Origin of the sequence: Brumimicrobium salinarum (genome assembly GCF_002844555.1) — a bacterium.
GTDB classification, from domain to species: Bacteria; Bacteroidota; Bacteroidia; order Flavobacteriales_D; family Crocinitomicaceae; genus Brumimicrobium; species Brumimicrobium salinarum.
On sequence record NZ_PJNI01000013.1, the window covers coordinates 13808 to 39471 of the forward strand.

Below are 25664 nucleotides of genomic sequence, written 5' to 3' on the forward strand. Positions count from 1 at the left end.
TCGAGAATAAAACAAAGTGAAGTAAAAAAGGTTCGAAAACCCTGACAATAAGACAAAAAAATGCTGCAAATATATTACAGCATTTTTTTTATTTTTTCAAGATACCATCTCCACGCTACTCACTTAACTAGTAAATAACATTTCTCTTAATTTAGGAAAAGGCCATGTTTCATCATCAACTAAAATCTCTAGTTTATCTGTATGATATGAAATTTTATCAAAGTAAACACGCACAGTATCACGATAGGCTTCCGATCGTTTCGCAATGTCTTCGATTTTATTTGCCTTTTTTCGGTTTTCTAGCATTTCACGCGCATACTCTTGCATTTTATTCATGTGCATAGAAAGATCAACCAAAATTCCTTTTTGAGCGACGATTCCCTGTTCAGCATCCTTTCCTAAAACACTTTTTATTCCTTGAATATTTTCAATTAACTTATTTTGATAATCCACCACAACAGGAATAATGTGGTTTTGCGTTAGATCACCAATCAAGCGTGCTTCAATTTGAATACGCATAATGTATTTTTCATATTCAATTTCTTGTCGTGCTAATAATTCCCTTTTTGAAAAGACTTGCATTTTTTCAAAAACATCAATTACATCTTGGCGTTCCCAAACTTTCAAAGCACTTGGTGCATCTTTTAAATTACTTAAGCCTCTTTTCTCTGCTTCTTTAATCCAACTTTCACTGTATCCATTTCCTTCAAAACGTATAGATTTAGATTCTTTTATCAACTTTTGAAGCTCCTTGAGAATTGCTTCATCTTTGCCATTACCAGACTTAATGCGCTTATCAACAGCAATTTTAAACTCTTCCAGCTGATTAGCAACAATCGTATTGATTGTAATCATAGGTTGTGCACAATTGGCCAATGATCCAACCGCTCTGTATTCAAATTTATTTCCAGTAAACGCAAAAGGTGAAGTTCTATTTCTATCGGTATTGTCCAATAATATTTGTGGAATTTTACCAATATTAAGTTTCAACTCTGTTTTATCCGCAGGTGTCATTTTACCGGCTTTAATATTTTTTTCTAAATCATCCAACAAAGTAGTTAAATACGAACCAATAAAAGCAGAAACAATCGCTGGAGGAGCTTCGTGTCCGCCTAAACGATGGTCATTTGAAGCACTTGCAATAGAGGCGCGTAAAGTATCTGAATGTTCATGAATAGCCTTTATTGTGTTAACAAAAAACGTAAGGAACTGTAAATTACTTTTGGGATTTTTCCCAGGAGCCAATAAGTTCACACCCGTATCTGTAGCCAATGCCCAGTTGTTATGCTTTCCAGAACCGTTTAATCCCGGAAATGGCTTTTCATGTAAGACGACTCTATAATCATGTTTTCTAGCAACTTTCTCCAGCAAATCCATCAATAAAAGATTATGATCATTGGCTAAATTACATTCTTCAAAAATCGGAGCACATTCAAATTGATTAGGAGCAACTTCGTTGTGGCGCGTTGCAACAGGAATACCCAATCGAATGGCTTCCATTTCAAAATCACGCATAAAATTGGTTACACGTTCTGGAATAGATCCAAAATAATGATCATCTAACTGCTGACCTTTCGCCGGCGGATGTCCAAATAAAACACGTCCCGTCATCATTAGGTCAGGTCGGGCATTATAAAATGCTTTATCAATTAGAAAGTACTCTTGTTCCCAGCCTAAGGTAGCATTAACTTTTGTTACCTTTTTATCGAAATATTTACAAACTTCCACCGCTGCTTTATCTACCGCATTTAAAGCTTTTAAAAGTGGCATTTTATAATCTAATGCTTCACCTGTGTAGGCAATAAAAATCGTTGGAATACATAATGTATTAGATATTACAAAAGCAGGAGAAGAAGGATCCCAAGCTGTATAACCTCTGGCCTCAAAAGTATTTCTTATTCCTCCATTTGGAAATGAAGATGCATCAGGTTCTTGTTGAACCAATAAATCTCCACTAAATTGCTCTATGGCCCTACCAGGACCGATAGGCTTAAAGAAAGCATCGTGTTTTTCAGCTGTTGCACCTGTCAATGGCTGAAACCAATGCGTATAATGTGTCGCCCCTTTTTCAAGCGCCCATTCTTTCATAGCAGAAGCAGCAACATCAGCAATATTTCTATCTATTTTCGTTCCGTGTTGAATCGCACTTTTTATTGATTTGTAAGCTTGATCTGGCAAGTACTCACGCATTTTATCTTCATAAAATACATTTTCTCCAAATTTCTCTGATATTTTCCCTTCCCATTCAAATTTTTTAGAAGTTCGATGTAAAACATCTTGGTATGCATTTTTTCTCGCTGATGACATTTTATATTTTTTTGTCAAAAGTAGAAAAAGGAAAAAGAAAGTTATGTTAATTTTTATATTTTTTTTCAACACCCCTATTTTTTAAGGGGTATTTTTGGAATAAATCATATTTTACTTAAATCAACCCTATAAAAAAAGAACCTATTCACAAAAAATAGACACAAAAGAGCAGGAACGAAAATTGAAGATATGACTTACCGTTATCAGAAAGATGGAGATGGTAACTTGTTGCGTAATCGATTGTACCATATTAATGATGCTGTTGCGAGCAATATTGACAGTACAGATATTGATGATATGGGATTATATACTTCAGATCCAACTTTGATAAACACAGATAACAATTATTCTTATGATGCTGAAGGACGATTGGTTAAAGATAAACAAGAAGAAATTGATACAATAATCTGGACGGTGAGCGGAAAAGTAAAAGAAATACGTAGAAGTTTGGCAAGTGAAAAGAAAAACGTTATTTTTGAATGGAAGTGGAAATGGATATGTGGTGATGGGAGGATATCGTTATGGCTTCCAAGGTCAGGAAATGAATGACGAGGTTAAAGGTGAGGGCAATAGTGTGAATTACAAGTATCGTATGCACGATCCAAGGGTTGGAAGGTTCTTTAATGTTGACCCATTAGCTTCTAAATTTCCACATAATAGTCCATATGCTTTTAGTGAAAATAGAGTTTTAGATGCGATTGAATTGGAGGGGCTCGAAGCCTTTTTTATACATGGAACTAAACAAGATGGTCAGTCATGGTCTAATAATGAAGCTGATAGAAAGTTAATGAAAGAGCTTCTGAAGTTTACTAATAATCAGACGACAAATTCCACTTTTGATTGGTCGGATTTGGCTTTTCAAACAAACTCAAAAGGTGAAAGACGTGAAGCAGCTGGAAGGTTGGTTGAATATATAATACAATTTAGAAAAGAAAATGCTATAATTGACGAAGAAATCACTTTGATTGGATATAGTCATGGTGGAAATGTAGCTATACAAACAGCAGATATGATTTATGAAAGATTTGGTATTAAGGTAAATTTAATAACATTAAATACACCTGTCAATCCTTCTGCTGTTGACTTAAATCCATTTGAATATAAAAGTTGGGAAGATCCTGAGGCAACAACGGGAGTTAATGACCATATACATTTTTGGACGTTTGAGGATAAAGTCGCTGGTGGTCTTAGCGGTTCAGATTATTATGGACAAAGGATCTTTTGGGATGATAAAGTGAAAACAACTAATTACATGTTGCGTAGCAAATCTAATGTATCAGGATTATTTAACAGTCATTTTTTAGAGAATGTTGGACCAATGAATATCAAGCTTAAAAAGGATAGAAAGTTAGATCCATTAGATAAACCTACAAGAATTCCTAGTATTGAGGTAGGAGACCTTGAACAAGAACAAATGAAATAATTCGACACTTATCTGATTTATGAAGGCTTTACGATTGTATATTTCAATATTTTGTAGTATCTGTATTTTATACCTTGCAATTTGCTTATTAGATTCCAAATATGGATATGAGATTTTCTTAATTTTTGGTGTTTTTGCTCCTATAAGAATAATTATGATTTTAACGAATGATGTCTTAATTCTAAAAAATAGATTTATAATTTTAATATCTTCTGTAATAATTATCTGTTTATCGGTTTACTGGGGAAAACATAATGAGACATACTTATTAGCATGCATTCTAATACTTTCCTTTATAGACTTACTTATAGACTTAATCATTTTATACCGACTAAAGAAGAATCGTTTTTGAGTGCATATTCCGCAACAAGAAAATATCAATTGATAAATGGACATCAAGGCTATTATTAGTCAAGGTAAATTAAAAACGTATGGTGTAAACAGTAGCTTTTTACAAATTTATTGGTCTCATCCATCACTAAAAGAAAATAATTTTTACTTGTTTGTATTTACCGCGCAAGTCCCGAGACAAAAGCGAAAAGAACTCTTCGTTACAACGAAGTTGATAAATAAGGGGGAATACTATAAATCCCAATTTTTAATTCTTTCAGGTGCAGATTTTTACCAATAGAATTTGAAAAGAATGAATAAGAAAGTAATCCCCAAGCTGCCGCGAGATTTAGCGCAGCTTCTCGTGGCCTTGGGTCTCCAAACATATATCTCAGTCAAAAAAGCTCACAAAAAACATCATTCCATAAACCTTGATTGAATAATTTTCACTAACTTATTTAGTATTAACCCAATAAGCCTAAATCAAATGAGTAGAAATTATCGGTTTCACAACCCTGAAGCACCTTATTTTGTAAGTTTTTCAGTTGTAGAATGGTTAGATGTATTTACAAGAAATGAATACAAAGACATTTTAATTGACAGTTTACATTATTGTCAAGAAAAAAAAGGAATGGAAATTTACGCATGGTGTATAATGTCAAATCATGTCCATTTAGTTTTTAGAAGTACTGAAGGAATACCACCAGGTCAGTTACTCGGAAGTTTTAAACGACATACAAGCATGGCTGTCGTAAAAGCAATTAAAGAAAATGACAGGGAAAGTAGAAAAGAAAATTTGTTGGAAACTTTTAAACACAATGGAAGTAAAAAATCTAATGTAACATATAATCAATTCTGGCGACAAGACAATAAACCAATCGAATTATGGAGTAATTTTGTAATTTCTCAAAAAATTAGATATATCCATAATAATCCTGTAGAGCAAGGACTTGTTTTTAGACCAGAAGATTATCCATACAGCAGCGCAGTAGACTATAGTGGTGAGAAAGGTGTTTTAAATGGAGTTGTGGTTGTTGGATTGTAAAATATTTGTATTTTTAAACAAGGTAATAGTTAGGATTCAGACTACCACGAGATGAAATCTCGCGGTAGCGGGGGGATTACTAAGCATTGGAGAGAAGATGGTATTAAAGAAATTGAAAATACAATTCGACGCAATGAAAGTGAATTACAAGGTGTACAGAATAGTTTAGAAGTTAAAACTAAAGAACTTAATTATCTTATAGATAACTATACTGAGGGGATTAAGAAACAGGAGGATTGATTTAATGAATTGTATGTTATGTATTTGAGTCTATAAGGATAGCATAAACTATTTTTTTATAAAAGTTTTACGCACTATTTTTCCTTTTTCTTTCAAAGCTAAAACGAGAGTATCTTTTGAGGCCTGTATTACTTTAATAGAATCTTTTAATTTTAGTTCATTAGTGAAGTATAGATAGTCATTCTTATTCTCATAGTTAAGCTTAAGTTGATGATTCTCTTCAGGTATTTTAAAAGTCAGTTCATTTTTGTTAATTTCTAAGATGATGTTTGAATCTTCATTAAACCAATGACCAATGATTTTATTCTGCCCACAACTGTAGAGTAAAAAAGCTATGAACAATGAATAAATGTATAAATGTTTATTTTTAAAGACTTTCATTAGGATAATTATTTGCTTTGAATTACTTTGCTGTGCACTTTCATAGCGCAGTAATATTTTTAAGTTTAGCAGCTTTAATCAAATTATCAAGGGCATAAAATATATGAACTTTATCTTCTTTTGAAAGTTGTTCTATGTCTTGTAATCGTTGCATTGTTTTTTTATCCAGAATCATTTTGTCTGTTTTCCCGAGTAAGTAATCCATACTTACGCTTAACGCATCTGCAATTTTAGAAGCTACCTCAATAGACGGTTTAATTTCTCCTCTTTCATATCTTCCTACAATAGGTGCAGAAGTTCCAATTTTCTTAGCTAAATCATCTTGCGACAATTTTAGTTGCTTTCTTAATATTGATATTTTTTCTCCAAAAGTCATACTTAAATGCTTTATAACCCTCTAAACACAAGGTTATGGCAAATATACAATACTTTTTGGTGATAAAAAACATCTATAAAAACAAAAAAGCCGAGAAAGTTACCAACACGAATGCACACTCCACATAACTCCGCAACAAAACTGTTCCAATATTGGTCAGCCGTGAAAAGTCACCTCAATTTCAAGGATTTTAAATTTTCTCAATCCAAAATTTCTTGATTTGAGAAATTGATTTGATATTTGGCCAAACTCAGTGAATTTGTCGAGTGAATAACTCTTTTATCGTTATAGTTTTGAAAACAAGACGCCCCAAGCTGCCGCGAGATTTAGCGCAGCTTCTCGTGGCCTTGGGTCTCCAAACATATATCTCAGTCAAAAAAGCTCACAAAAACATCATTCCATAAACCTTGATTGAATAATTTTCACTAACTTATTTAGTATTAACCCAATAAACCTAAATCAAATGAGTAGAAATTATCGGTTTCACAACCCTGAAGCACCTTATTTTGTAAGTTTTTCAGTTGTAGAATGGTTAGATGTATTTACAAGAAATGAATACAAAGACATTTTAATTGACAGTTTACATTATTGTCAAGAAAAAAAAGGAATGGAAATTTACGCATGGTGTATAATGTCAAATCATGTCCATTTAGTTTTTAGAAGTACTGAAGGAATACCACCAGGTCAGTTACTCGGAAGTTTTAAACGACATACAAGCATGGCTGTCGTAAAAGCAATTAAAGAAAATGACAGGGAAAGTAGAAAAGAAAATTTGTTGGAAACTTTTAAACGCAATGGAAGTAAAAAATCTAATGTAACATATAATCAATTCTGGCGACAAGACAATAAACCAATTGAACTATGGAGTAATTTTGTAATTTCTCAAAAAATTAGATATATCCATAATAATCCTGTAGAGCAAGGACTTGGTTTTAGACCAGAAGATTATCCATACAGCAGCGCAGTAGACTATAGTGGTGAGAAAGGTGTTTTAAATGGAGTTGTGGTTGTTGGATTGTAAAATATTTGTATTTTTAAACAAGGTAACAGTTAGGATTCAGACTACCACGAGATGAAATCTCGCGGTAGCGGGGGGAATACTCCAGCACAATCAAGAGCAAATGCCAATCAAATTCGGAATGATTTAATTGATGCAGGTGCGATTCCAGCAAATATACGTGTGATCCCGCTGTCAACTCCTCCTCCTTCAGCTAGTAGTACTGTTCCAGATGGACCAACTCTATGGTGATATTTTAAGAATTAAAAATGCAGAAATGTTGAAATTTTTATTAATAATAATTGTTATTCTAATTAGTAGTAAATCTTCTTGTCAAGAAAAGAATTATGGATATACTTTCTTAGGAGAAAATGGAGAAAGAATTATAGAGAAAACCTCTGTGACCCCTTCTTCAATGTATTCAAATTATTACATTGATTCTAGTTCACAAAAACTCTATACGGGAATTGTTATACAAATGCATGAATCAGTTAACAAACCTATAGACTCAATGTGCATTTTCAATGGGGTTTTAGATGGATACCATAAAGATTATGAGTCTATAATATGGAACGTAAAATACCCTAAAAGAATAAACTACATTAATCAAAATAAAAGATTTGGAGTATATATAAGAAATTCCTTATCAGACTCGACAAGAGCGTGGTGTTATTTAAAGCTATTCAGAGATAACGTTTATTATACTTATGAAATTGAATTTAAAAAGCGAAGAATAAAACTAAAACGGGCAAGAAGAGATGACAACTTAGAAAAATTGAAATTAGAAAAAGACAGGTTTAGGTTTAAATGCTTAGATGAACTTGAAGAATATTTTAAGTCAGAAGGGGAAAAAGGAATAATCTCAGATGAAATTTTAGATAAATGTAGAAGGCTTGGTTTTTTTAGTAATGAACCCATTGAAGAGCCTATTATTTTAGGGAATTGTAATATAAAAGAGTAATTGCCCCAAGCTCGTGCGCAATCCGTACAGCTGTCGGCGCTACTCCCGAGGTAAAAGCGAAAAGAACCCTTCGTTGTAACGAAGTTTATTGAAAAACATGATGTTACGTGTGCGTACTCTACATCATTCCGCAAAAAAACTGTTCCAATATTGGTCAGCTTTGAAAAATGAGCTCAATTTTGAAGATTTTAAATTTTCTCAATCTAAGTTCTCTTGATTTAAAAAACTTTACTGGTGTTTTGTTAAATTCAATATTTTTTCGTGAGAATAGTCTTGTTAGCACCGTAATTTTGATAGCAAGACGCACGCTCCCCATCAGACACAAACTAACGGACAACCATTGAACTCCCGATTCTCTTGAAGTCTTTCTTTCTGCTCATTCTTTATCTGTTCTCTATATTTTGCTTTGTCAGGTTTTTCACCATTTAAAACCCCAAGGGCTGCCGCGAGATTTGGCGAAGCCTTTTCGTGGCCTTTGTCATCATACAGATTATTTTCTAAAGAATCACAATCAAAAAATATCAACTTCTCTCTAAAAAATCAATAAATTTCTGCAAACATGCTTCATGTTCAATTTGTAAGTTTTCATATTTAATTCCTTCTTTTTCGGAAAAATGATCATTGAATGAAGGCAGTGAGAATACAGAGATTATATTTGCTCCAAATTTTGGCAGGCGTTTTTTAGCTGCATCCAATACATTTTTAGCACCATAACTTCCTGGTGATGTTCCCATCAAAAAAACAGGTTTATCCTGAAAAAAACCACTTTGATAACGTGAGCACCAATCCAATAAATTTTTTGCAGCAACCGTATATGAGCCATTATGCTCTGCTAAAGAAATAATAATTCCATCGGCAGAATGAATTCGCTCTAAGAAAGATTTAATCGACTCGGGATAGCCTTCTTTTTCTTCTAAATCTACACCAAATATTGGCAAGGGATAATCAGTAATATCCAACCATTCAGTGTTTTGATTTTCAATTTTATCTAGGGTATGTTTTACCAATTTTTTGTTGATCGAATTTCTACTATTACTCCCTGCAAATCCAATTATTTTCATTCTGCTGTCATTGTTTGATTAGAAAACTTTTCGTTTAACAAATGTATAAATTTCATTGAAATTGTGTTCATATATCGTTTTGTTCTGTATCCCCCTACCCATTTCACACCGTTTATGGCGTTGCTTAAAAATACTTCATCGGCTATTAATAAGTTCTGTGGTGTAATTGCAGATTCATAAACCTTAATGTTGTTTTCTAAAGCCATATTAATAATGGTCATTCGCATTGTTCCACCTAAACAACCTTCATCCAATGATGGAGTGTAAAGAACGCCATTGCTCACTACAAAAAGATTTGAATTCGTTGATTCTATAATTCCTCCTTTATTATTTAAAATCAATAGATCATCTAAATCTTTCTCTTGTGCTTCAATAGCCCCCAAAATATAAATCAGTCCATTTTTAGTTTTAAAATTAGCGAGCTTGTTGTTTTCCTTTTTTATTTCTGTGAATAAATCCACCTCTAGCCCTTTATTATTAAGCAAAAACTGATTATTCTCTAATGGATGTGCTTCAATTAAAAAAGACACTTCATTTGTGGCTGGCGTATAGGTTCCTCCTCTTGATCGATCAACAGAAAGTCTAATTCGTCCGCCATTTTTTATTCCAGAATGAGATAAAAGCGTTTCAATTTGTTTTTCAAAGAAGGAAACTGTGAAAAAGTTAGGTATTCGCATTTTCAAGGCAGCCATTCCTTCTTTCAAACGTAAAATATGCACCTCTAGATTAATGGGTTTCCCCGATATGACACGAATACTTTCAAAAAGACCATCACCATATAAATGCGCCCTATTTCCTGCCCGAATACTCGGTTCGTTATTTTCTAATAATTCTCCATTGTTGTTTACGTATAATTTTTCCATATCAACTGAGTATATATTCAAAAAATGCTTTTCCCTTATCAAAATTAATTAGAAGCACATACACAATTCCAAAAACAGCACCTCCAAAATGTGCGTCATGCGCTATTCCGGTTCCTCCTTTTTTACTCATATAAAACTCAAACAATAAATACAAGATTCCAAAAAGCCAAGCTGGAATTTCAAAAGGTATGAACATGAGATAAATCCCTCCTTGAGGCAACCACAAAATTGAAGCAAACAAAATAGCAGAAACTGCTCCAGAAGCTCCTAAACTCATATAGTTTGGATTATCTTTATTTCTCACAAAAGGCCAAATAGCAGCTGCTAAACCTCCTAAAAAATAAAGTAAAAAGAAATGCAAACTTCCTAATCCTTGCCCATAAAAATCATTGAGCACAAATTCCATTTGTCTACCAAATGAAAATAAAACGAACATGTTAAAAAGTAAATGTAATCCATCGCCATGAATGAAAATATGCGATAAAATACGATAAAACTCATTTTCCTTATTGACTTTAAACGGGTAGAATATCCATTTATACTTCATTTCTGCATCTTTAAGCGCACGGAGTGAAATAATAACTGTTGCCACTATAATTACTAAGGTTACTGGAAACTGCTGTATTTGCATAAAAAGTTTGTATCTTTTTAAATTAAAAAAACGATTAGAAATAAAAAATCAGTACTTTCACTCTAACAAACCTACGTTATGAGGAGGATTTTTAGCCTATTTTTAATTCCATTTCTTGTTGTATTGCTTCTAATTAGTTGCAATGCTGCCAATGAATATAATGAAAACGAATTGAACTCAGGTAAGAATATCGATGAAGAACCAATTTTTATCGATGAAAAAAACATTCATGCACTTAACTTAGAAAAAAAATTATCAAATTGGTGTGTTGCTTTTTACAAATTAAGAAACAACCAAGCTGTATGGATCAAAAAATCTAAACCTTTAACTGATAATACTAAGCATTTTTTTAACTATGTTAATAATGATACCTTATTAAATATCCCCTTTCATTATTTTGAGTCAAATTTAGATCTAACCAATTCTACAAAAGAAGAAAAAGAGATTGTAACACTTTTGCGTATTGCATCGTTTCTTCACCTACAGCACAATCCTTTATTTGATTTAAAGAAAATGAATTTACATCCAAGTGAACGTGTCAGTCCTCACGTGGTATTAGAATTCATTAACTCTTTCGCTGCTGATCGTTCATGGATTGAACATTTAATTACCTACATGGCTCCTAACGCCAATGTTATTCGATTTCATTTTGCTCTTAATCATTTCTTTGCAAAACATCCTGTTGAACAGAATGTTAACGCAGTAAAACCAGAAGATTTAAAAGATTCTATTGCTGTTCATAAATTTATAGTTCAGCAACTCTATCATCGAAATTTCATATCTGATACCCTTCTAAAACATAAAGAAACGATTGAAAAATTAAAAGAATTTCAGTCCTACAATGGTTTAAATGAAGATGGTAAATTGGGAAAAAACACCCTATCTGTTTTAATGTCATCCAATCACGCAAGGTATATTAAAGGAATGATAACTTTAGACAAGCTAAGACGTCTTCCAGATTCTTTAATACAAAGCAAATTCATCGCTATTAATATTCCCAGTTTTTTATTACGATTTTATAATAAAGGTGAACGTATTTCAACCAACCGAGTTATTTTGGGAACACAATCCAATCAAACACCAATTTTCAGTGCAACCATGAAATATATTGTTGTAAATCCATATTGGAATGTCCCCTATTCTATTGCGAGTCAAGAAATACTGCCTCATTTAAAAAAAGACAGCACCTACTTAATGCGCAATCATTACACAGTGTTGAATCGAGACAAAGAAACTGTTAATCCAGACAGCATAGATTGGAACAAATATTCGGTTTCAACTTTTCCTTTTTTCATTCGACAAGAACCTGGAAGACTAAACAGCCTTGGACATGTTAAAATTATGTTTCCTAACCAGCATTCAATCTATATTCATGATACTCCTTCACGGTATTTATTCAATAGAGATGCTCGAACTTTTAGTCATGGCTGCATAAGAACACAAGATCCTTTTGACTTATCAAAGCATATTCTGGCTCTGGAAGAACATGCTTATAAAGATTCACTTCCGGCATTACGCAAACGAGATAAAGAAACATACTTAATATTAAAAGATACTTTTCCTGTTCATGTTGTATACCACACTGCAGGGATTAGTGATTCAACGCATCAAATTAGGTTTTATAAGGATGTTTATAATTTGGAAGCACCACTCTATTCTCTTTTTAAGTGAAAACAATTGGAAAGCAAAGAAAATTTGTACTTTTGGATAAAAAAAGATGGGCACAATAATTTCACCTTCTGTATTATCAGCAGACTTTTCTAATTTAGAACGCGATGTAAAACTCTTGAATGAAAGTAATGCGGATTGGATTCATATTGACATTATGGATGGACAATTCGTTCCCAATATTTCATTTGGTTTACCAGTAATGAAGGCAATTCATACGCACGCTCAAAAACCATTAGATGTGCATTTAATGATCGCCACACCCGATGATTATTTAGAGGATTTCAAAAATGCAGGTGCTGAAATCTTAACGGTTCATTACGAAGCTTGTCCTCACTTACACCGAACACTACAACGAATAAAAACATTGGGAATGAAAACAGGTGTAGCACTAAATCCGCACACACCAATTGATTTACTAAAAAACATCATACAAGATATAGACTTGGTATTAATCATGTCGGTTAATCCTGGATTCGGTGGTCAAAAATTTATTCCAGAAACGCTCAATAAAGTACGTGAGTTAAAAACTTTAATCAACAATTCCGGTAGTTCTACTTTAATTGAAATAGATGGTGGTGTAAATTTAGAAACAGGAAAAAAGCTCGTTGATGCAGGAGCCGATGCACTTGTAGCTGGAAGTTTTGTTTTTGGTTCTGATAACCCCAAAGAAACGATAACACAATTAAGTACACTTTAGTACTTTGCTTCATTCACAATCATAAAACAAAAAAAATGCTGAAATTAAACTCAGCATTTTTTTTAAACTTATCAGTAATTGTAGTTAAAACAACTACTTCATTATTTTTCTTCTGCGTTATAAGAAGTTAGCATCCAGTGCATTTTCTCTCTTCTACGCATAAAACCAGTAACCAAATCGTCTGTTGAGATATCTCCAATTTCGCGAGCAGTTTCAATGGTGTCTACCATAAAAGAAAATAAAATCTCGTAATCTTTTAAAATCTCTGAAACAATTTCTTTGGCATTCAAATCAGTGCCTGTTTCTTCAATTTCTGAAACTTCTAGATATTTTGCCATAGTACTATATGGAGTTGCTCCAAAAACTCGAATTCTTTCAGCAATTTCATCAATTTCACCAACTACCTCTGTATATTCAGCTTCCGTAGTTTCGTGGATATCAAAAAATTCACCACCTGTGATATTCCAATGGTAATTTCTTAACTTTTGATAGTGTACATGCAGGTTAGCAAGTAATAAGTTTAAATGGTTTACTACTTTTTCAGACTCTTCTGATTCGAAACCTAAATTTTTAAACGTTTTCATTTTAATTGTTTGTTTTTATTTGTTATTAATTATTGGCGATGATTTACTATTTAATCATCCTTTGTTAAAATTCCTTCTAGTTGATTTTTATACTTTTCTAGAGACTTAACAAAATCATCACTGTTTTTGTTCTGGTCGTTGGGAATAGTTTCTGGAGATTCCATCAAATGCTTGTAGGCTCCAGGCTTTTCATCTCTAATTTTATTTGTTAAATCGTTTATTTCTTTTTGTATTTCCTCTTTTTTACCCATGACTGATTGTTTTTCGTTTCGATTAAAGTAAGCATAAATTAACGACCGTCAGCATAAATACTATTAAAAAAACTTAAAAATTAAGTTATTCATGATATCTCATTAAATACCTTGTCTACCCGATAAATAATTTGAAACAATTTCGCTCTTCAAGTCAACCGCTTTTTTAAATTGTTTTAAGTTTTAAATGTATATTTATGGAAATTCGAGAATAATGAATCTCAAAGAAGTCCATGAGAATAAGACGGAAAGAAATAGCAAAGAAAACGGATGATGAATTGATTCAATTGTATCGACAAACGAGCAATGAAGATTTTATCGGTGAACTTTATAGGCGATATGGTCATTTAGTGATGGGAACATGTATGAATTATCTCAAAAACAAAACAACTGCGGAGGACTTTGTCATGGAGATATTTATGGATTTAGGGACCAAACTAAAAAAGCATGAAATTAAATACTTTAAATCATGGTTGTTTATCCTCACTAAAAACAAATGTTTGATGCTTTTAAGAAAGAAACAACAGCATCACTTGCCTATAGCTGAAGAAATTATTGAAGATTCAAACGAAGTAGAGGAAAAGGAACTTCAAGAAATCAAACTCACTTTACTTGAAAAAGCTATTGCTGAATTAATGCCACCACAAGATCAAATCATTAAACTTTTTTATTTAGAGAAGAAAACCTACAAAGAAGTAAGTGAATTACTTAACATCACAATCAAAAAGGTTAAAAGTGGAGTTCAGAATGGTAAAAGAAATTTAAAAATAAAATTAAAAGAAAATGGTCTTTTTAAATATACTCAATAAAATATTTGGTCCTAAAAAGCCTTTGAGTCGCCATGAGATTCAAGACTATAAGGATGGCGAACATCAGCATGAAATTGAAATTAAAGCAGCAAGTTCGGCATTCAATGAAGAGGCTTTAGAAGGATGGAAGGAAACTAACGAATCGGTTGCTGAGGGAATGAAAACAACGGATGAGAAAATGGCACAACATCTCAATTCCAAATCCAACAATTCTTCAAAAAACGGAATGCTTTGGACACTATTATTTTTCACTTTAGTGATGACACTTTTAATTATTTTCACCTATCAAGGAAATAAAAACACTTCTAAAAACAATTATACTTCTACATCTGCATCATCTAAAGACACAGAAAACAAATCAATTAATGAATTGGCAACAATTTCTTCTGAGAAAATGATAACATCCTCTCAAATCAAAGCCAATCAAGAAGAAATTAAAGCTTTTGAAAAAAAACAGACCTTAAAATCACAAAACAGAGAAACAAAGATTCATACAAAGAATTCGAGTAAAAAGAAAGACACAGACACCGCTATTAATAACGTTTTACCTATTCAATCAAAAGGAAAAATTCCAAATGAAACAAGTTCAAATTTGAAATACAATCAGGCTAAGGAAGTGTATTTATCTGGACTAAAAAATGTCGATTACAGAGCATATAGAAGCAAACCAATTAAAGAGCGAAGTCTTGTTTCTTCAGGATTACCAGCAAATAAAGCGGCACATGATCAAGAAAGTGAATCACCAAGTTCGCCTTCTTATCAAACGAAAGAATACACTTATTTTAATTATTTATCAAATACGGCTGAACATTTTAGCAAGGGCAAATTTAAAATAGCATTAAGACAATATCTTGAAATACTAGATACTTATCCAAAGGATGTAAATGCAAACTTTTATGGAGGTTTATGTTACTTTAACTTAGGCGAATTTAAAAAAGCACAAAATTTATTGCGTTCCTCCTATACACTGGGTTACGGTAATTTCAGACAAGAAGCAAGGTGGTTTATCGTTCAGGCTCATCTGGAACAAAATAATTTTATGAAGGCCAGATATCTGTTAAAAAAGATTGTGAAGGAAAATGGATTTTACAGTCAGAAAGCCCAAGAAAAACTCAAGGAATTAGAGTAGTTAAATCATTACCATTTAACACCTAAAAGTTGATTACAATCAGGTGGACAGAGAATATTAAGAGCTCAGCCTCAAACATGGAAGCTGAACTCTTATTTTGATTAAAAATTAATCGTAAAACTTTGTTTGACTTTTAGCCATTCTTCTCAACAATGGACTTGGTCTGTAACGATCTTCTCCATATTCTTCAAACAATGCCTGTAATTGATCGAGAACATTGCTAATTCCAATTTCATCGGCCCATTTTAATAATCCTTTTGGATAATTTACACCTTTAGTCATTGCTAAATCAATATCATCTCTTGTTGCAACATTCAAAAATAATGCATCCGCAGCCTCGTTTATCAGCATAACTAAAATCCGATTTAATATCAGCTTACCTACCACTTCATTCTCTTGAGCTTTTGGGTTAACAGCATTTTCAGCGTAATCGTAGTAACCTCTACCTGATTTCCTACCTAAATACCCTGCCTCAGCGTGTCTTTTTTGCGTAAAAGAAGGTTTGTATCGTGGATCGTAATAAAATGCTTCAAAAACTGTTTCCGTAACGGTATAATTGATATCATTTCCAATATAATCCATCAAAGTAAAGGGTCCCATTCTAAATCCACCTAATTGAGTCATTGCCCAATCGATTGTAGCAAAATCAGCAATCCCTTCCTCGTAAATTCTTAAGGCTTCTCCATAAAAAGGACGTGCTACACGATTTACAATAAAACCGGGTGTATCCTTGGCAAGAACAGTAACTTTGTCCCATGAGTCAATTAATGTTCGTGCGGTTTTCACAACGCTCTCGTTGGTTTGAACTGCTGGGATGATTTCAACCAAAGGCATAAGTGGTGCTGGGTTAAAGAAATGTATTCCCAAGACACGATGAGGTGATTTTAACACCGAACCGATAGCAGCAATTGACAAAGATGAGGTATTCGAAGCTAAGATACAATCTTGATCAACAATAGCCTCTAACTTTGAAAAAACAGCATGTTTTATTTCAATATTTTCAACAATTGCTTCTATTACTAATCCTGCACCTTCAAAGTCATTTAAATCAGTAGAAAAAGTAATACGACCAAACAATGCATCTCCAAAATCTTGGGTCCACTTTCCTTTTTCAATTAACCGTTCTGCAATGCGATGTAATTTTATTTTTGCAGTTTCAATTGCACTTGCATTCACATCAACTAGCACGACTTTATGCCCCGATTGTGCAGCTACCTGAGCTATTCCGGCGCCCATCGTTCCAGCTCCTAAAATCCCTACTTTTATTTTACTCATTATATATTTCTCTTTATGCTTAAAACTATTTGCTTGTTATTTCCCCGTGAAATTTGGTTTTCTTTTCTCTAGAAACGCTTGAGTTCCCTCTTTAAAATCGGAGGTGCTACCTGCGATGGCTTGTAGTTTTTCTTCTAAATCTAATTGTTCTTTTAAGGAATTATTAAACGAAGCATTAATTGCTTTCTTTGTCAAACCATAACCTCTTGTTGGCATCTTTGCCATTTTAGCGGCCATTTTTGTTACAAATTGATCAAACTCATCATCTGCAATAGATTTATAAATCATATTCATAGCTTCAGCTTCATCTGCGGAAACCTTATCTCCAGACATCATGAGCGCCATTGCTTTTTGGGCTCCAACAAGACGTGGAAGAAAAAATGTTCCACCTGAATCTGGAATAAGTCCAATGGCTGCAAAAGCCTGAATGAAAGTAGCTGATTTTTTAGCAACAACAATATCACATGCCAAAGCTATATTTGCACCTGCTCCAGCTGCGACACCATTTACAGCCGCTATAACTGGTTTTTCAATATCTCGCAATTGAGTTATGATTGGATTGTAATGTTTCCCTACTATATTTTTTAAAGGTGGACCGTTTGGATCTGTTGCTTCTGCTAAATCTTGACCCGCACAAAATGCTTTCCCCTCTCCAGTCAGAACAATCGTGCGTATATCATCATCTTTTTTACAATCATCCAATGCTTTTTGAACTGCGAAGGCTAATTCTTGATTGAAACTATTGTATTTATCTGGACGATTAAATTTTAGTGTCGCCACTCCATCTTTTTTAACAAAATCTAAAACCATTTTCTTTCTTTTTGCCTAAAAATATAAAAGAATCTTCCACTTTATCCTTTTAGAACTTATTATTTTGATTAATTCAATCCATTTTTAATACTTTAGAGGTCAAGATGAAAAAAAAATATTACGCCATATACAAACCGTTTAATATGCTCTCACAATTTACAGGGGCTGAAAATGCTAGTCTTTTAGGTGATTTATATACATTTCCAAAGGATGTTTATTCCATTGGAAGACTCGACAAAACAAGTGAAGGTCTACTTTTAATGACAAACGATAATCAATTCAAAAACAAAGTATTATCACCTTTAGACAAAATTGAAAAAACGTATTATGTGCAAGTTGATCAAGAAATTACAAATCAAGCTTGTGAGGAATTAGCCGCAGGAACAATTCAAATAAAACACAATGGGAAAACACATCAGGTTGCTCCAGCGAAGTGTATAAAAATTGAGTCTCCAAATCTTCCAGAGCGGAGTGTTCCGATAAGATTTCGAAAAGATATTCCTACGAGTTGGATCGCTTTGACTTTGAAAGAAGGAAAAAACCGGCAAGTTCGTAAGATGACAGCTGCAGTAGGATTCCCAACATTGCGACTTGTTCGTTTTTCAGTAGGTGCACTTACTTTAGGTAAAATGCGACCTGGAGATGTTATAGAAATCAACCCAAATGAAGTTATACCTAATTGGAATGAAAAGTAAGACAACAGTAAATACGCGCACTCAAAAGATCTTGATAAAACAAGCTGCTTTTTCACTGTTAATCATATTAACTTACAGTCTCCTCAGTGGTTGTCAGGCTGAGAAAAAGCCCGAAAGCATTTACAAAACACCCTTAAAACACTTTGAAAATGAAGTCTTTGACTTACATATTCCAAATCAACACATATCCGAAGTTACCCTAACCCTGCCTAGTTGTTTTCGTAAAATATATCAATCTATTAGTTTAAACAATGAGCACAATTATCATTGTCGAGATAAAGAAGTTTATATATCGATTGATGAAATCCCAAGTCAATCAATGTCGTTTTATAAAAGTTATTTTACCCATCGAAATGAATCCCCAAAAAATAATATGCAAGTTATTTTGAATTATGCTATACAAATCAAAAAACAAGCTTTATCAGAAGCAATAATCTCTACAGATTCAAAAACAACCACTTATGAAGGAGTGCCCATAATCACAAAAAGCATAAAAGGAAAAAAGAATCGATATATGTCCGAAATTTTTCACCAATTCGGTGTTTTTCAAGTTGGAAACAAGTATTATTTACTTCAAGGAATTATGAGTACCCGTAATGCTCATTTTATGCATCAAGATTTAATAGAAATTTTTAAGAACATTAAATTATAAATAAAACAGTGTCCATTACATTAACAGAGATTCAAAAACGATTAAAACTCCAACTCCCAGGTGAAAATGCACATATTCCCATGTCACCTTCAGGTCGTGGACGTTCTTCTGAAGCCATAAAGAATGCTATCAATTACCGCAAAAGCGCTGTTGCATTGGTCATTTATGAAAATAAGAGTGAACTCAAGGGAGTTTTAACCGAGCGTTCACCGTATGCTGGTTTTCATAGTGGAGAAATTTGTCTACCAGGTGGAAAAAAAGAAGAATTTGACCAGGACTTAGTGGAAACAGCTGTTCGTGAATGTGTTGAGGAGACTGGACTCATTCATGATCATTTTAGTTTTATGGGTGAACTCACTCCTGTCTTTATTCCGATTAGCAATTTCAGTATACAACCTTATGTATTTCACTACTTAGAAACCCCAGTTTTTACACCAAACCCAAGAGAAGTAGCCGAAATTTTCACCTTTCCCCTTACCCAATTATTAGAAAAAAATGCAATCAAAAAAACCAATATTGAAATATATGGAAATAAGACACTAAATAACATTCCCTATTTTGACATTAATAATAAAGTTGTTTGGGGTGCAACTGCGCTTATTCTACACGAGTTTAAAGAGTTACTCGAAAAAAAACATTTTGACTTATAAAATCAACCTAACAATATAACTAAAACTAGTATATTTCTCTAAGAAGACCCTTGACTGCGCCTGAAGTTCCTAAGCTAGCCGAATGGATCGAAGGCAACACTTTTCAATATTTCAAAACAAAACACCATCTTTTTTCAACACTAATTTCATTTTTGTTAATAACAAATCCACTTAAATACCAATTTCTCATCTATTTATCATTAATTTCATTCAATCATTCATCATTATAAAAAGATTATCAATGAGTAAAGTAATTTCACTTCGACCACTACTCTATTTTTTAACCACATTGCTTCTCTTTTCCGCTTGCAGCGAGGAGGATCCAGCAGAGTTTAAAATCAATCCCGATTTTCAAAAGCATATTAGTTCTTTTACATCAGGGGTGATTTCAAGTGCATCTCCTGTTCAAATTCAATTATCTCAACCTTATCCAAAAGAGATTAAACCCAATCAGCCAATTAAAGAAGATTTTATCTCCATTTCTCCCGAAGTGAAAGGAAAAACAGTTTGGAAAGATCAATATACTTTGGAATTTATTCCAGAGGAAAATTTCATATCAGGTCAAGATTATTGGGTGGAGTTTGAACTGGGGAAAGTGAGTGATGTTCCCAATGAATTAAAAACTTTTAAATTCCCTTTTTCAATCATTAAACAAGCCATCAATTTTGAAGTGGATGGATTGAAAAGTTATTCTAATGAATCCATGGAGTGGTATCAATTTTTGGGAACGGCCATTACCGCTGATGTGATCAATACAAAAAAATTAGATGAGATTTTCAATGTAACGATTAATGGAAAAACCAAAAAAGCCACGTTCTCAGAATTCGGTGTTGATGGTTTGTATAATTTGGTTGTGGATAGCGTTGAAAGAAAAGATCAGACCGGAGAAATCAAAGTTACTTGGAATGCCAATCCAAATGGCGAAAAAGAAGAACGAGAAATGCGTCACGAAATCCCTGCCATGGGTGATTTTAAAGTTACGCAAACTACAGTCGTTCAACATCCAGAACAATATGTGAGAATTCGTTTTTCAGATCCTTTATTGGCCAATCAAAATCTGAATGGTTTGGTAGAAATACAAGGAGATAACAATTTAAAAACGGCCATAGCCACCAACGAATTAAAAGTTTATCCCTCCAAAAGATTAGAAGGCAATCACACTTTAGTTTTAAATGCAGCCATTCAAAACGTGAAGGGATATAAATTCAAGAAAACCGAACAAATCTCCGTTGATTTTCAAGCAATAAAGCCTGCAGTGAAATTAGTGGGAAAAGGAAGTATTTTGCCTTCCTCTAACAACATGATGGTACCTTTTGAAGCCGTCAACTTGAAAGCCGTGGACATTCGCATCATTAAAATCTTTGAAAGTAACATCAAACAATTTTTCCAAAACAATGACTATTCTGGCAGTGATGAATTGAAACGCATTGGTCGAGTGGTGAGAAAGAAAACGATTTACTTAGGAGAAAAAAAACCTTTAGATTTAGGTAAATGGAACCGTTTCAATTTAGATTTATCCGAATACATCGAAGTTGATCAAGGGGCTATTTATCGCGTAGAAATTGGATTTAGAAAACACCATTCAGTTTATCCGTGCACTAATGCTCAAAAAGAAGACATCGAAAGAGATGAAAGTGATTGGGACGAAAAAGACTACGCCGATGCCGACAAATGGGAATACATCAACGATTGGAATCATCATTACAACAATTATGATTATTTCCCAGGTTACGATTACAACAGGCAAGATGATCCTTGTTCTTATTCCTATTACAGAGGAAAAAATGTAGTCAAAAATATCTTCGCTTCCGATATTGGAATTGTAGCTAAATCGGGAACTAACGGCGAAACTTTTATTGCGGTAACTGATATCGTAAGTACCCAACCCATTCAAGCAGCTACGGTTCGTGTTTACGATTACCAACAGCAAAAAATTACAGAAATACAAACTAATCAAAAGGGAATTGCCCAAACAAAAGCGTTAAAAGCAAAACCGTTTTTCATTGAAGTAGAACACGATTTGAAAAAAGGTTATTTACGTTTAGGAAATGGAAACAACTTACCCCTCAGTCGATTTGATATTGACGGAGCCACGATTCAAGAAGGAATCAAAGGATATATTTATGGAGAACGTGGTGTTTGGCGACCAGGAGACACTTTGTTTTTAAACTTTATTTTGGAAGACAAGGACAATGTTATTCCCAACAATCATCCTGTGATTTTTGAATTGCACAACGCCCGAGGCCAACTTGTAAAAAGAAATGTACAAAAAGAAGGATTAAATGGATTTTACAATTTCACTACGCCAACAAACGTAGATGCACCAACAGGAAATTGGACGGCGAAAGTGGAAGTTGGTGGAGCTACTTTTACCAAAACCATAAAAGTAGAAACCATCAAGCCCAATCGACTAAAAATTAATTTGGACATTCAAAATGATTTGATCAGTTCAGCGAATCCTTATGTAAAAGGAGATTTAATCGTAAAATGGCTACACGGTGCGCCGGCCAAGGAATTAAAAACTGACATTTCATTAAAATTTGTCCCCACTTCTACTGATTTTAAAGGATTTAAGAATTACACTTTCGATGATCCAAGCAAGAACTTTTTCGCTTCAGAAGAACAGTTTTTAGAACGAAATCTCAACGCCGAAGGAAAATTGTCTTTCAATGAAAAAGTGGAAGTGCAAGACCAAGCGCCAGGCATGTTGAAAGTCATATTTAAAACCCGAGCTTTTGAAAGAGGCGGAGATTTCAGTACCGATCAAATGGCGGTAAATTATGCGCCTTACGAATATTTTGTAGGTGTTCAATCGCCAGAAATCAATAAATACGGAGCATTAGAAACAGACACTACTTATCAATTCCCTATTGTTTCGCTAAACAAAAAAGGAGAAAGAGCAGCCAATAGAAAAGTTAAAGTAGAAGTTTACAAAATTGAATGGAGCTGGTGGTGGCAAAGTGGTTCCGACAATGTGGCGCGCTACATTAATAGAAATAATGTGCGTCCGATTTCAAGTGAGACAATCACTACGAATGCCAGCGGAGAAGGCTTTTCAAAAACGAAAATCGATAAATATGATTGGGGTCGCTACCTTATAAAAGTAGAAGATATGAATAGCGGTCACTCTACTGGAATTATGACTTATTTCGATTGGCCAAGTTGGATGTCGAGAGCTGGAAGAGCAACGCCAGACGGTGCAAATATGTTGACATTCTCAGCAGATAAAGAAGAATATACCACAGGAGAAAAAGCCAAAATCAGTTTCCCTTCTGCAGAAGAAGGACGCGCTTTGATTTCCATTGAAGATGGCAAAAAAGTGATTGATGCTTTTTGGATAGAAACCTTGGATAGCGAAACCTCTTTTGAGTTGCCGATTACACCAGATTTAGCACCGAATTGTTATGTGCATATCACGTTTTTACAACCGCACAAAAGCACCAAAAACGACGCTCCGATTCGCATGTATGGCGTAGTTCCAATTATGGTAAAAGATCCACTCACGATTCTTGAACCTGAAATAGAAATGCCCGATGAATTGGCTCCAGAATCGTCATTTACGATAAAAGTCAACGAGAAAAATAGTCGTGACATGACGTATACAATCGCCGTTGTGGATGAAGGATTATTGGATTTAACCCGATTTAAAACGCCCAATCCTTGGAATCATTTTTACGCACGTGAAGCCTTAGGCGTAAGAACTTGGGATTTGTTCGACCATGTCATTGGAGCTTACGGAGCGAAAGTGGAGAATATTCTCACGATTGGTGGTGACCAAGCCATCAATCCAGGAGACGATACCCCAATTCGATTCAAACCGATGGTACGATTTATTGGCCCATTCAAACTTAAAGGAGGAAGTTCAGCGAAACACAAAATTGATGTTCCGAATTATATTGGATCGGTAAGAACAATGGTGGTTGCCGGTCAAGATGGTGCTTATGGAAGTGCGGAAAAAACAACGCCTGTAAAGAAACCATTGATGGTCTTAGCAACTTTACCGCGTGTATTGGGACCCAAAGAAAAAGTACAACTTCCGATTAACGTTTTTGCCATGGATAAAAAGGTGAAAAACGTACAACTAAAAGTCAAAACCAACAAATATGTTAGTGTTGTTGGTTCACCGAACAAGCAAATCACTTTTAATGATGTTGGCGATCAGGTGGTGAATTTTGAACTCGAAGTCGGCACATTAACAGGCGCTGCAAAAGTGGAAGTCATTGCCACCAGTGGAAATGAAAAGTCTACACACACCATTGATTTAGCAGTGCGTCAACCGAATCTCCCAGTAACGATTTACAAAGAAGGCGCATTAGATGGAAAAACGTCGTGGAAGGAGGAAATCAACTTGCCGGGAATGGACAACAGCAATTCTGCGAAATTAGAATTGTCGAACATCCCTCCTATTAATTTGGAAAAACGGTTGGGTTATCTCATTCGTTATCCGCATGGTTGTTTAGAGCAAAAAACATCGGGTGCTTTCCCACAATTGTATTTGTCGAGTTTAATTGAAATTGATGCCAAAACAAAAGCGAGAATCGACAATAATGTGCGTTCGGTACTCAATAAAATTCAAAGACATCAACTCAACGATGGCGGATTTGCGTTTTGGCAAGGTGGCGGAACTTCAAGTGATTGGGGAACAACTTATGCAGGTCATTTTATGCTAGTAGCTGAAAAGAAAGGTTATGCTCTCCCCTATGGATTGAAAGAAAAATGGATTAAATACCAGAAAAATCAAGCCCAGCAATGGAGTCCGCGCAATCACAACAATTACCGCAATAATGATTTACCACAAGCTTATCGTTTATATACTTTGGCTTTGGCGGGAGATCCTGTTTTGAGTGCTATGAATAAATTAAGAACGCAAGACGATCTATCCGTTCAAGCCGCATGGAGATTAGCAGCCGCTTATCAAATTGCAGGTAAAAACGAAGTGGCCAAACGCATTGTAAAAGATAAGTCGACACGAATCCAGCCGTACACGGAATTGGGGCATACTTTTGGAAATAATCACCGTGACCAAGCGATGATTATTGAAACCTTGACCTTAATGGGGGAAAAAGCAAAAGCCGCTGCATTGGTAAAAAAACTTTCCGAAACCTTGAGTAAAGACCGATGGATGAGTACGCAAACCACTGCTTATTCTTTAATGGCCATTGCGCAATTCACGGAAAATAATAACCCCAAAGACGGCATGAAAGCTTCCTTTGTTTATAATGGCAAAACAACAAACATATCCAGTTCAAAAGCCATAGAGTTGATTGATTTAGATGTTTCTGGAACGCAAAAATCGGCAGCAGTAGAAGTAGAAAATAAAGGCGAAAGTTATTTATTTACTCGATTAATTGCCACTGGAGTTCCTTTAGCCGGCAATGAAGTTTCTCGTTCCGACCATTTATATTTGGATGTCGTTTATCGCAACGCAGCAGATGAAATTATATCTGTTGATCAACTGGAACAAGGAACTGACTTTTCTGTGGAAGTAACGGTTTCTAATCCAGGAAATCGCGGAGACTATAAAGAACTCGCTTTATCTCAAATATTCCCAAGCGGTTGGGAAATTCACAACCAAAGAATGGACATGAATTACAGCGGAAACGATGGTCAACACATCAATTATCAAGACATTCGCGACGATCGAGTTTATACCTATTTCGATTTACGCAAGAATCAAAGCAAGACGATTAAAATCAATTTACATGCGGCTTATGTGGGCGAATATTATATGCCTGCGATTCACATTGAAGCCATGTACGACGCAACGATTTCTGCTTTAAAGAAAGGTAAAAAGGTGAAAGTCGTGAAACCCGGCAGAAGATAATT

25 protein-coding genes are annotated in these 25664 nt (G+C 34.2%); 15 read left to right on the forward strand and 10 right to left on the reverse strand.

The features are described 5' to 3' along the window. Window positions 1–123: 123 nt before the first annotated feature. Window positions 124–2307: a glutamine synthetase III family protein gene (locus CW751_RS11385; RefSeq protein WP_101335159.1), complete on the reverse strand. Its 2184-nt coding sequence runs from the start codon at window positions 2305–2307 to the stop codon at window positions 124–126. Window positions 2308–2496: 189 nt separating this feature from the next. Between CW751_RS11385 and CW751_RS11390 the strand changes: the two genes are divergently transcribed. The 4 genes from CW751_RS11390 to CW751_RS11405 all read left to right on the forward strand — a co-directional run bounded on the left by CW751_RS11390 (window position 2497) and on the right by CW751_RS11405 (window position 5345). Then, on the forward strand, window positions 2497–2856 hold the full coding sequence (locus CW751_RS11390) for a hypothetical protein (RefSeq protein WP_101335160.1): 360 nt from the start codon (window positions 2497–2499) through the stop codon (window positions 2854–2856). After that, complete coding sequence (locus CW751_RS11395) at window positions 2783–3730, forward strand: alpha/beta hydrolase (protein ID WP_133122206.1); 948 nt, start codon at window positions 2783–2785, stop codon at window positions 3728–3730. The genes CW751_RS11390 and CW751_RS11395 overlap by 74 nt, the downstream gene beginning before the upstream one ends. A gap of 817 nt (window positions 3731–4547) precedes the next feature. Then, the gene (locus CW751_RS11400; protein ID WP_101335162.1) at window positions 4548–5105 is read left to right on the forward strand and encodes an REP-associated tyrosine transposase; all 558 of its coding nucleotides are present in this window, start codon (window positions 4548–4550) and stop codon (window positions 5103–5105) included. A gap of 51 nt (window positions 5106–5156) precedes the next feature. Continuing rightward, the gene (locus CW751_RS11405) at window positions 5157–5345 is read left to right on the forward strand and encodes a hypothetical protein (RefSeq protein WP_101335163.1); all 189 of its coding nucleotides are present in this window, start codon (window positions 5157–5159) and stop codon (window positions 5343–5345) included. Between the two features lie 48 nt (window positions 5346–5393). Here the strand turns inward: CW751_RS11405 and CW751_RS11410 are convergent, their stop codons facing one another. Together CW751_RS11410 and CW751_RS11415 are read right to left on the reverse strand one after the other, a co-directional pair. After that, a complete protein-coding gene (locus CW751_RS11410) occupies window positions 5394–5726 on the reverse strand; it encodes a hypothetical protein (RefSeq protein WP_101335164.1) in 333 nt (110 codons plus the stop codon). Between the two features lie 40 nt (window positions 5727–5766). Further along, window positions 5767–6102 carry a helix-turn-helix domain-containing protein gene (locus CW751_RS11415; RefSeq protein ID WP_101335165.1) on the reverse strand — a complete coding sequence of 112 codons (336 nt, stop codon included), beginning with the start codon at window positions 6100–6102 and terminating at the stop codon, window positions 5767–5769. 463 nt (window positions 6103–6565) lie between these two features. Between CW751_RS11415 and CW751_RS11420 the strand changes: the two genes are divergently transcribed. From CW751_RS11420 to CW751_RS11425, 3 genes are read left to right on the forward strand one after another with little or no spacing between them, the layout of a single operon-like run. Then, the gene (locus CW751_RS11420) at window positions 6566–7123 is read left to right on the forward strand and encodes an REP-associated tyrosine transposase (RefSeq protein ID WP_101335166.1); all 558 of its coding nucleotides are present in this window, start codon (window positions 6566–6568) and stop codon (window positions 7121–7123) included. A 51-nt stretch (window positions 7124–7174) separates the two neighbouring features. Next, the gene (locus CW751_RS15450; RefSeq protein ID WP_165779297.1) at window positions 7175–7351 is read left to right on the forward strand and encodes a hypothetical protein; all 177 of its coding nucleotides are present in this window, start codon (window positions 7175–7177) and stop codon (window positions 7349–7351) included. Then, window positions 7332–8060 (forward strand): hypothetical protein, encoded by a 729-nt coding sequence (locus tag CW751_RS11425; protein WP_101335167.1) that lies wholly within the window; start codon window positions 7332–7334, stop codon window positions 8058–8060. Before CW751_RS15450 ends, CW751_RS11425 begins: the two co-directional genes overlap by 20 nt. 521 nt (window positions 8061–8581) lie before the next feature. Here the strand turns inward: CW751_RS11425 and CW751_RS11435 are convergent. The 3 genes from CW751_RS11435 to CW751_RS11445 are packed head-to-tail and all read right to left on the reverse strand — an operon-like array spanning window position 8582 to window position 10615. Then, window positions 8582–9121 (reverse strand): NADPH-dependent FMN reductase, encoded by a 540-nt coding sequence (locus CW751_RS11435; protein WP_101335169.1) that lies wholly within the window; start codon window positions 9119–9121, stop codon window positions 8582–8584. Further along, window positions 9118–9984 (reverse strand): aminotransferase class IV, encoded by an 867-nt coding sequence (locus CW751_RS11440; RefSeq protein ID WP_101335170.1) that lies wholly within the window; start codon window positions 9982–9984, stop codon window positions 9118–9120. Before CW751_RS11440 ends, CW751_RS11435 begins: the two co-directional genes overlap by 4 nt. Before the next feature lies 1 nt (window position 9985). After that, complete coding sequence (locus tag CW751_RS11445) at window positions 9986–10615, reverse strand: rhomboid family intramembrane serine protease (RefSeq protein ID WP_101335171.1); 630 nt, start codon at window positions 10613–10615, stop codon at window positions 9986–9988. Between the two features lie 78 nt (window positions 10616–10693). Between CW751_RS11445 and CW751_RS11450 the strand changes: the two genes are divergently transcribed. Then, window positions 10694–12286 (forward strand): L,D-transpeptidase family protein, encoded by a 1593-nt coding sequence (locus CW751_RS11450; protein WP_101335172.1) that lies wholly within the window; start codon window positions 10694–10696, stop codon window positions 12284–12286. 46 nt (window positions 12287–12332) lie between these two features. Continuing rightward, window positions 12333–12983 carry a ribulose-phosphate 3-epimerase gene (rpe, locus tag CW751_RS11455; protein WP_101335173.1) on the forward strand — a complete coding sequence of 217 codons (651 nt, stop codon included), beginning with the start codon at window positions 12333–12335 and terminating at the stop codon, window positions 12981–12983. 101 nt (window positions 12984–13084) lie between these two features. Here rpe and CW751_RS11460 read toward each other — a convergent pair whose 3' ends face one another. After that, window positions 13085–13567 carry a Dps family protein gene (locus tag CW751_RS11460; protein ID WP_101335174.1) on the reverse strand — a complete coding sequence of 161 codons (483 nt, stop codon included), beginning with the start codon at window positions 13565–13567 and terminating at the stop codon, window positions 13085–13087. 50 nt (window positions 13568–13617) lie between these two features. After that, on the reverse strand, window positions 13618–13818 hold the full coding sequence (locus tag CW751_RS11465; protein WP_101335175.1) for a hypothetical protein: 201 nt from the start codon (window positions 13816–13818) through the stop codon (window positions 13618–13620). 233 nt (window positions 13819–14051) lie between these two features. On the opposite strand from CW751_RS11465, the gene CW751_RS11470 reads away from it, so the two are divergent. Together CW751_RS11470 and CW751_RS11475 are read left to right on the forward strand one after the other, a co-directional pair. Then, window positions 14052–14627, forward strand: coding sequence for an RNA polymerase sigma factor (locus CW751_RS11470; protein ID WP_101335176.1), 576 nt, complete (start codon window positions 14052–14054; stop codon window positions 14625–14627). Next, on the forward strand, window positions 14602–15756 hold the full coding sequence (locus tag CW751_RS11475; RefSeq protein ID WP_101335177.1) for a tetratricopeptide repeat protein: 1155 nt from the start codon (window positions 14602–14604) through the stop codon (window positions 15754–15756). The genes CW751_RS11470 and CW751_RS11475 overlap by 26 nt, the downstream gene beginning before the upstream one ends. A 108-nt stretch (window positions 15757–15864) precedes the next feature. Here the strand turns inward: CW751_RS11475 and CW751_RS11480 are convergent, their stop codons facing one another. After that, window positions 15865–17022 (reverse strand): 3-hydroxyacyl-CoA dehydrogenase NAD-binding domain-containing protein, encoded by a 1158-nt coding sequence (locus CW751_RS11480; RefSeq protein ID WP_101335219.1) that lies wholly within the window; start codon window positions 17020–17022, stop codon window positions 15865–15867. Window positions 17023–17067: 45 nt separating this feature from the next. Beyond that, entirely contained in the window at window positions 17068–17841 is a 774-nt protein-coding gene (locus CW751_RS11485) for an enoyl-CoA hydratase-related protein (protein ID WP_101335178.1), read from the reverse strand. A 104-nt stretch (window positions 17842–17945) separates the two neighbouring features. On the opposite strand from CW751_RS11485, the gene CW751_RS11490 reads away from it, so the two are divergent. The 4 genes from CW751_RS11490 to CW751_RS11505 all read left to right on the forward strand — a co-directional run bounded on the left by CW751_RS11490 (window position 17946) and on the right by CW751_RS11505 (window position 25662). Continuing rightward, on the forward strand, window positions 17946–18536 hold the full coding sequence (locus tag CW751_RS11490) for a pseudouridine synthase (RefSeq protein WP_101335179.1): 591 nt from the start codon (window positions 17946–17948) through the stop codon (window positions 18534–18536). After that, window positions 18505–19188: a hypothetical protein gene (locus CW751_RS11495; RefSeq protein WP_101335180.1), complete on the forward strand. Its 684-nt coding sequence runs from the start codon at window positions 18505–18507 to the stop codon at window positions 19186–19188. Before CW751_RS11490 ends, CW751_RS11495 begins: the two co-directional genes overlap by 32 nt. 8 nt (window positions 19189–19196) lie before the next feature. Continuing rightward, the gene (locus tag CW751_RS11500; RefSeq protein ID WP_101335181.1) at window positions 19197–19838 is read left to right on the forward strand and encodes an NUDIX hydrolase; all 642 of its coding nucleotides are present in this window, start codon (window positions 19197–19199) and stop codon (window positions 19836–19838) included. Between the two features lie 241 nt (window positions 19839–20079). Then, a complete protein-coding gene (locus CW751_RS11505; RefSeq protein ID WP_101335182.1) occupies window positions 20080–25662 on the forward strand; it encodes an alpha-2-macroglobulin family protein in 5583 nt (1860 codons plus the stop codon). The last annotated feature ends 2 nt before the right edge of the window (window positions 25663–25664 follow it).

Bases quoted from the DNA above. Each gene is read 5' to 3' on its own strand.
- CW751_RS11385 (WP_101335159.1), bottom strand. From the start codon at position 2,307: ATGTCATCAGCGAGAAAAAATGCATACCAAGATGTTTTACATCGAACT.
- CW751_RS11390 (WP_101335160.1), top strand. From the start codon at position 2,497: ATGACTTACCGTTATCAGAAAGATGGAGATGGTAACTTGTTGCGTAAT.
- CW751_RS11400 (WP_101335162.1), top strand. From the start codon at position 4,548: ATGAGTAGAAATTATCGGTTTCACAACCCTGAAGCACCTTATTTTGTA.
- CW751_RS11405 (WP_101335163.1), top strand. From the start codon at position 5,157: ATGAAATCTCGCGGTAGCGGGGGGATTACTAAGCATTGGAGAGAAGAT.
- CW751_RS11410 (WP_101335164.1), bottom strand. From the start codon at position 5,726: ATGAAAGTCTTTAAAAATAAACATTTATACATTTATTCATTGTTCATA.
- CW751_RS11415 (WP_101335165.1), bottom strand. From the start codon at position 6,102: ATGACTTTTGGAGAAAAAATATCAATATTAAGAAAGCAACTAAAATTG.
- CW751_RS11420 (WP_101335166.1), top strand. From the start codon at position 6,566: ATGAGTAGAAATTATCGGTTTCACAACCCTGAAGCACCTTATTTTGTA.
- CW751_RS15450 (WP_165779297.1), top strand. From the start codon at position 7,175: ATGAAATCTCGCGGTAGCGGGGGGAATACTCCAGCACAATCAAGAGCA.
- CW751_RS11425 (WP_101335167.1), top strand. From the start codon at position 7,332: ATGGACCAACTCTATGGTGATATTTTAAGAATTAAAAATGCAGAAATG.
- CW751_RS11435 (WP_101335169.1), bottom strand. From the start codon at position 9,121: ATGAAAATAATTGGATTTGCAGGGAGTAATAGTAGAAATTCGATCAAC.
- CW751_RS11440 (WP_101335170.1), bottom strand. From the start codon at position 9,984: ATGGAAAAATTATACGTAAACAACAATGGAGAATTATTAGAAAATAAC.
- CW751_RS11445 (WP_101335171.1), bottom strand. From the start codon at position 10,615: ATGCAAATACAGCAGTTTCCAGTAACCTTAGTAATTATAGTGGCAACA.
- CW751_RS11450 (WP_101335172.1), top strand. From the start codon at position 10,694: ATGAGGAGGATTTTTAGCCTATTTTTAATTCCATTTCTTGTTGTATTG.
- rpe (WP_101335173.1), top strand. From the start codon at position 12,333: ATGGGCACAATAATTTCACCTTCTGTATTATCAGCAGACTTTTCTAAT.
- CW751_RS11460 (WP_101335174.1), bottom strand. From the start codon at position 13,567: ATGAAAACGTTTAAAAATTTAGGTTTCGAATCAGAAGAGTCTGAAAAA.
- CW751_RS11465 (WP_101335175.1), bottom strand. From the start codon at position 13,818: ATGGGTAAAAAAGAGGAAATACAAAAAGAAATAAACGATTTAACAAAT.
- CW751_RS11470 (WP_101335176.1), top strand. From the start codon at position 14,052: ATGAGAATAAGACGGAAAGAAATAGCAAAGAAAACGGATGATGAATTG.
- CW751_RS11475 (WP_101335177.1), top strand. From the start codon at position 14,602: ATGGTCTTTTTAAATATACTCAATAAAATATTTGGTCCTAAAAAGCCT.
- CW751_RS11485 (WP_101335178.1), bottom strand. From the start codon at position 17,841: ATGGTTTTAGATTTTGTTAAAAAAGATGGAGTGGCGACACTAAAATTT.
- CW751_RS11490 (WP_101335179.1), top strand. From the start codon at position 17,946: ATGAAAAAAAAATATTACGCCATATACAAACCGTTTAATATGCTCTCA.
- CW751_RS11495 (WP_101335180.1), top strand. From the start codon at position 18,505: ATGAAGTTATACCTAATTGGAATGAAAAGTAAGACAACAGTAAATACG.
- CW751_RS11505 (WP_101335182.1), top strand. From the start codon at position 20,080: ATGAGTAAAGTAATTTCACTTCGACCACTACTCTATTTTTTAACCACA.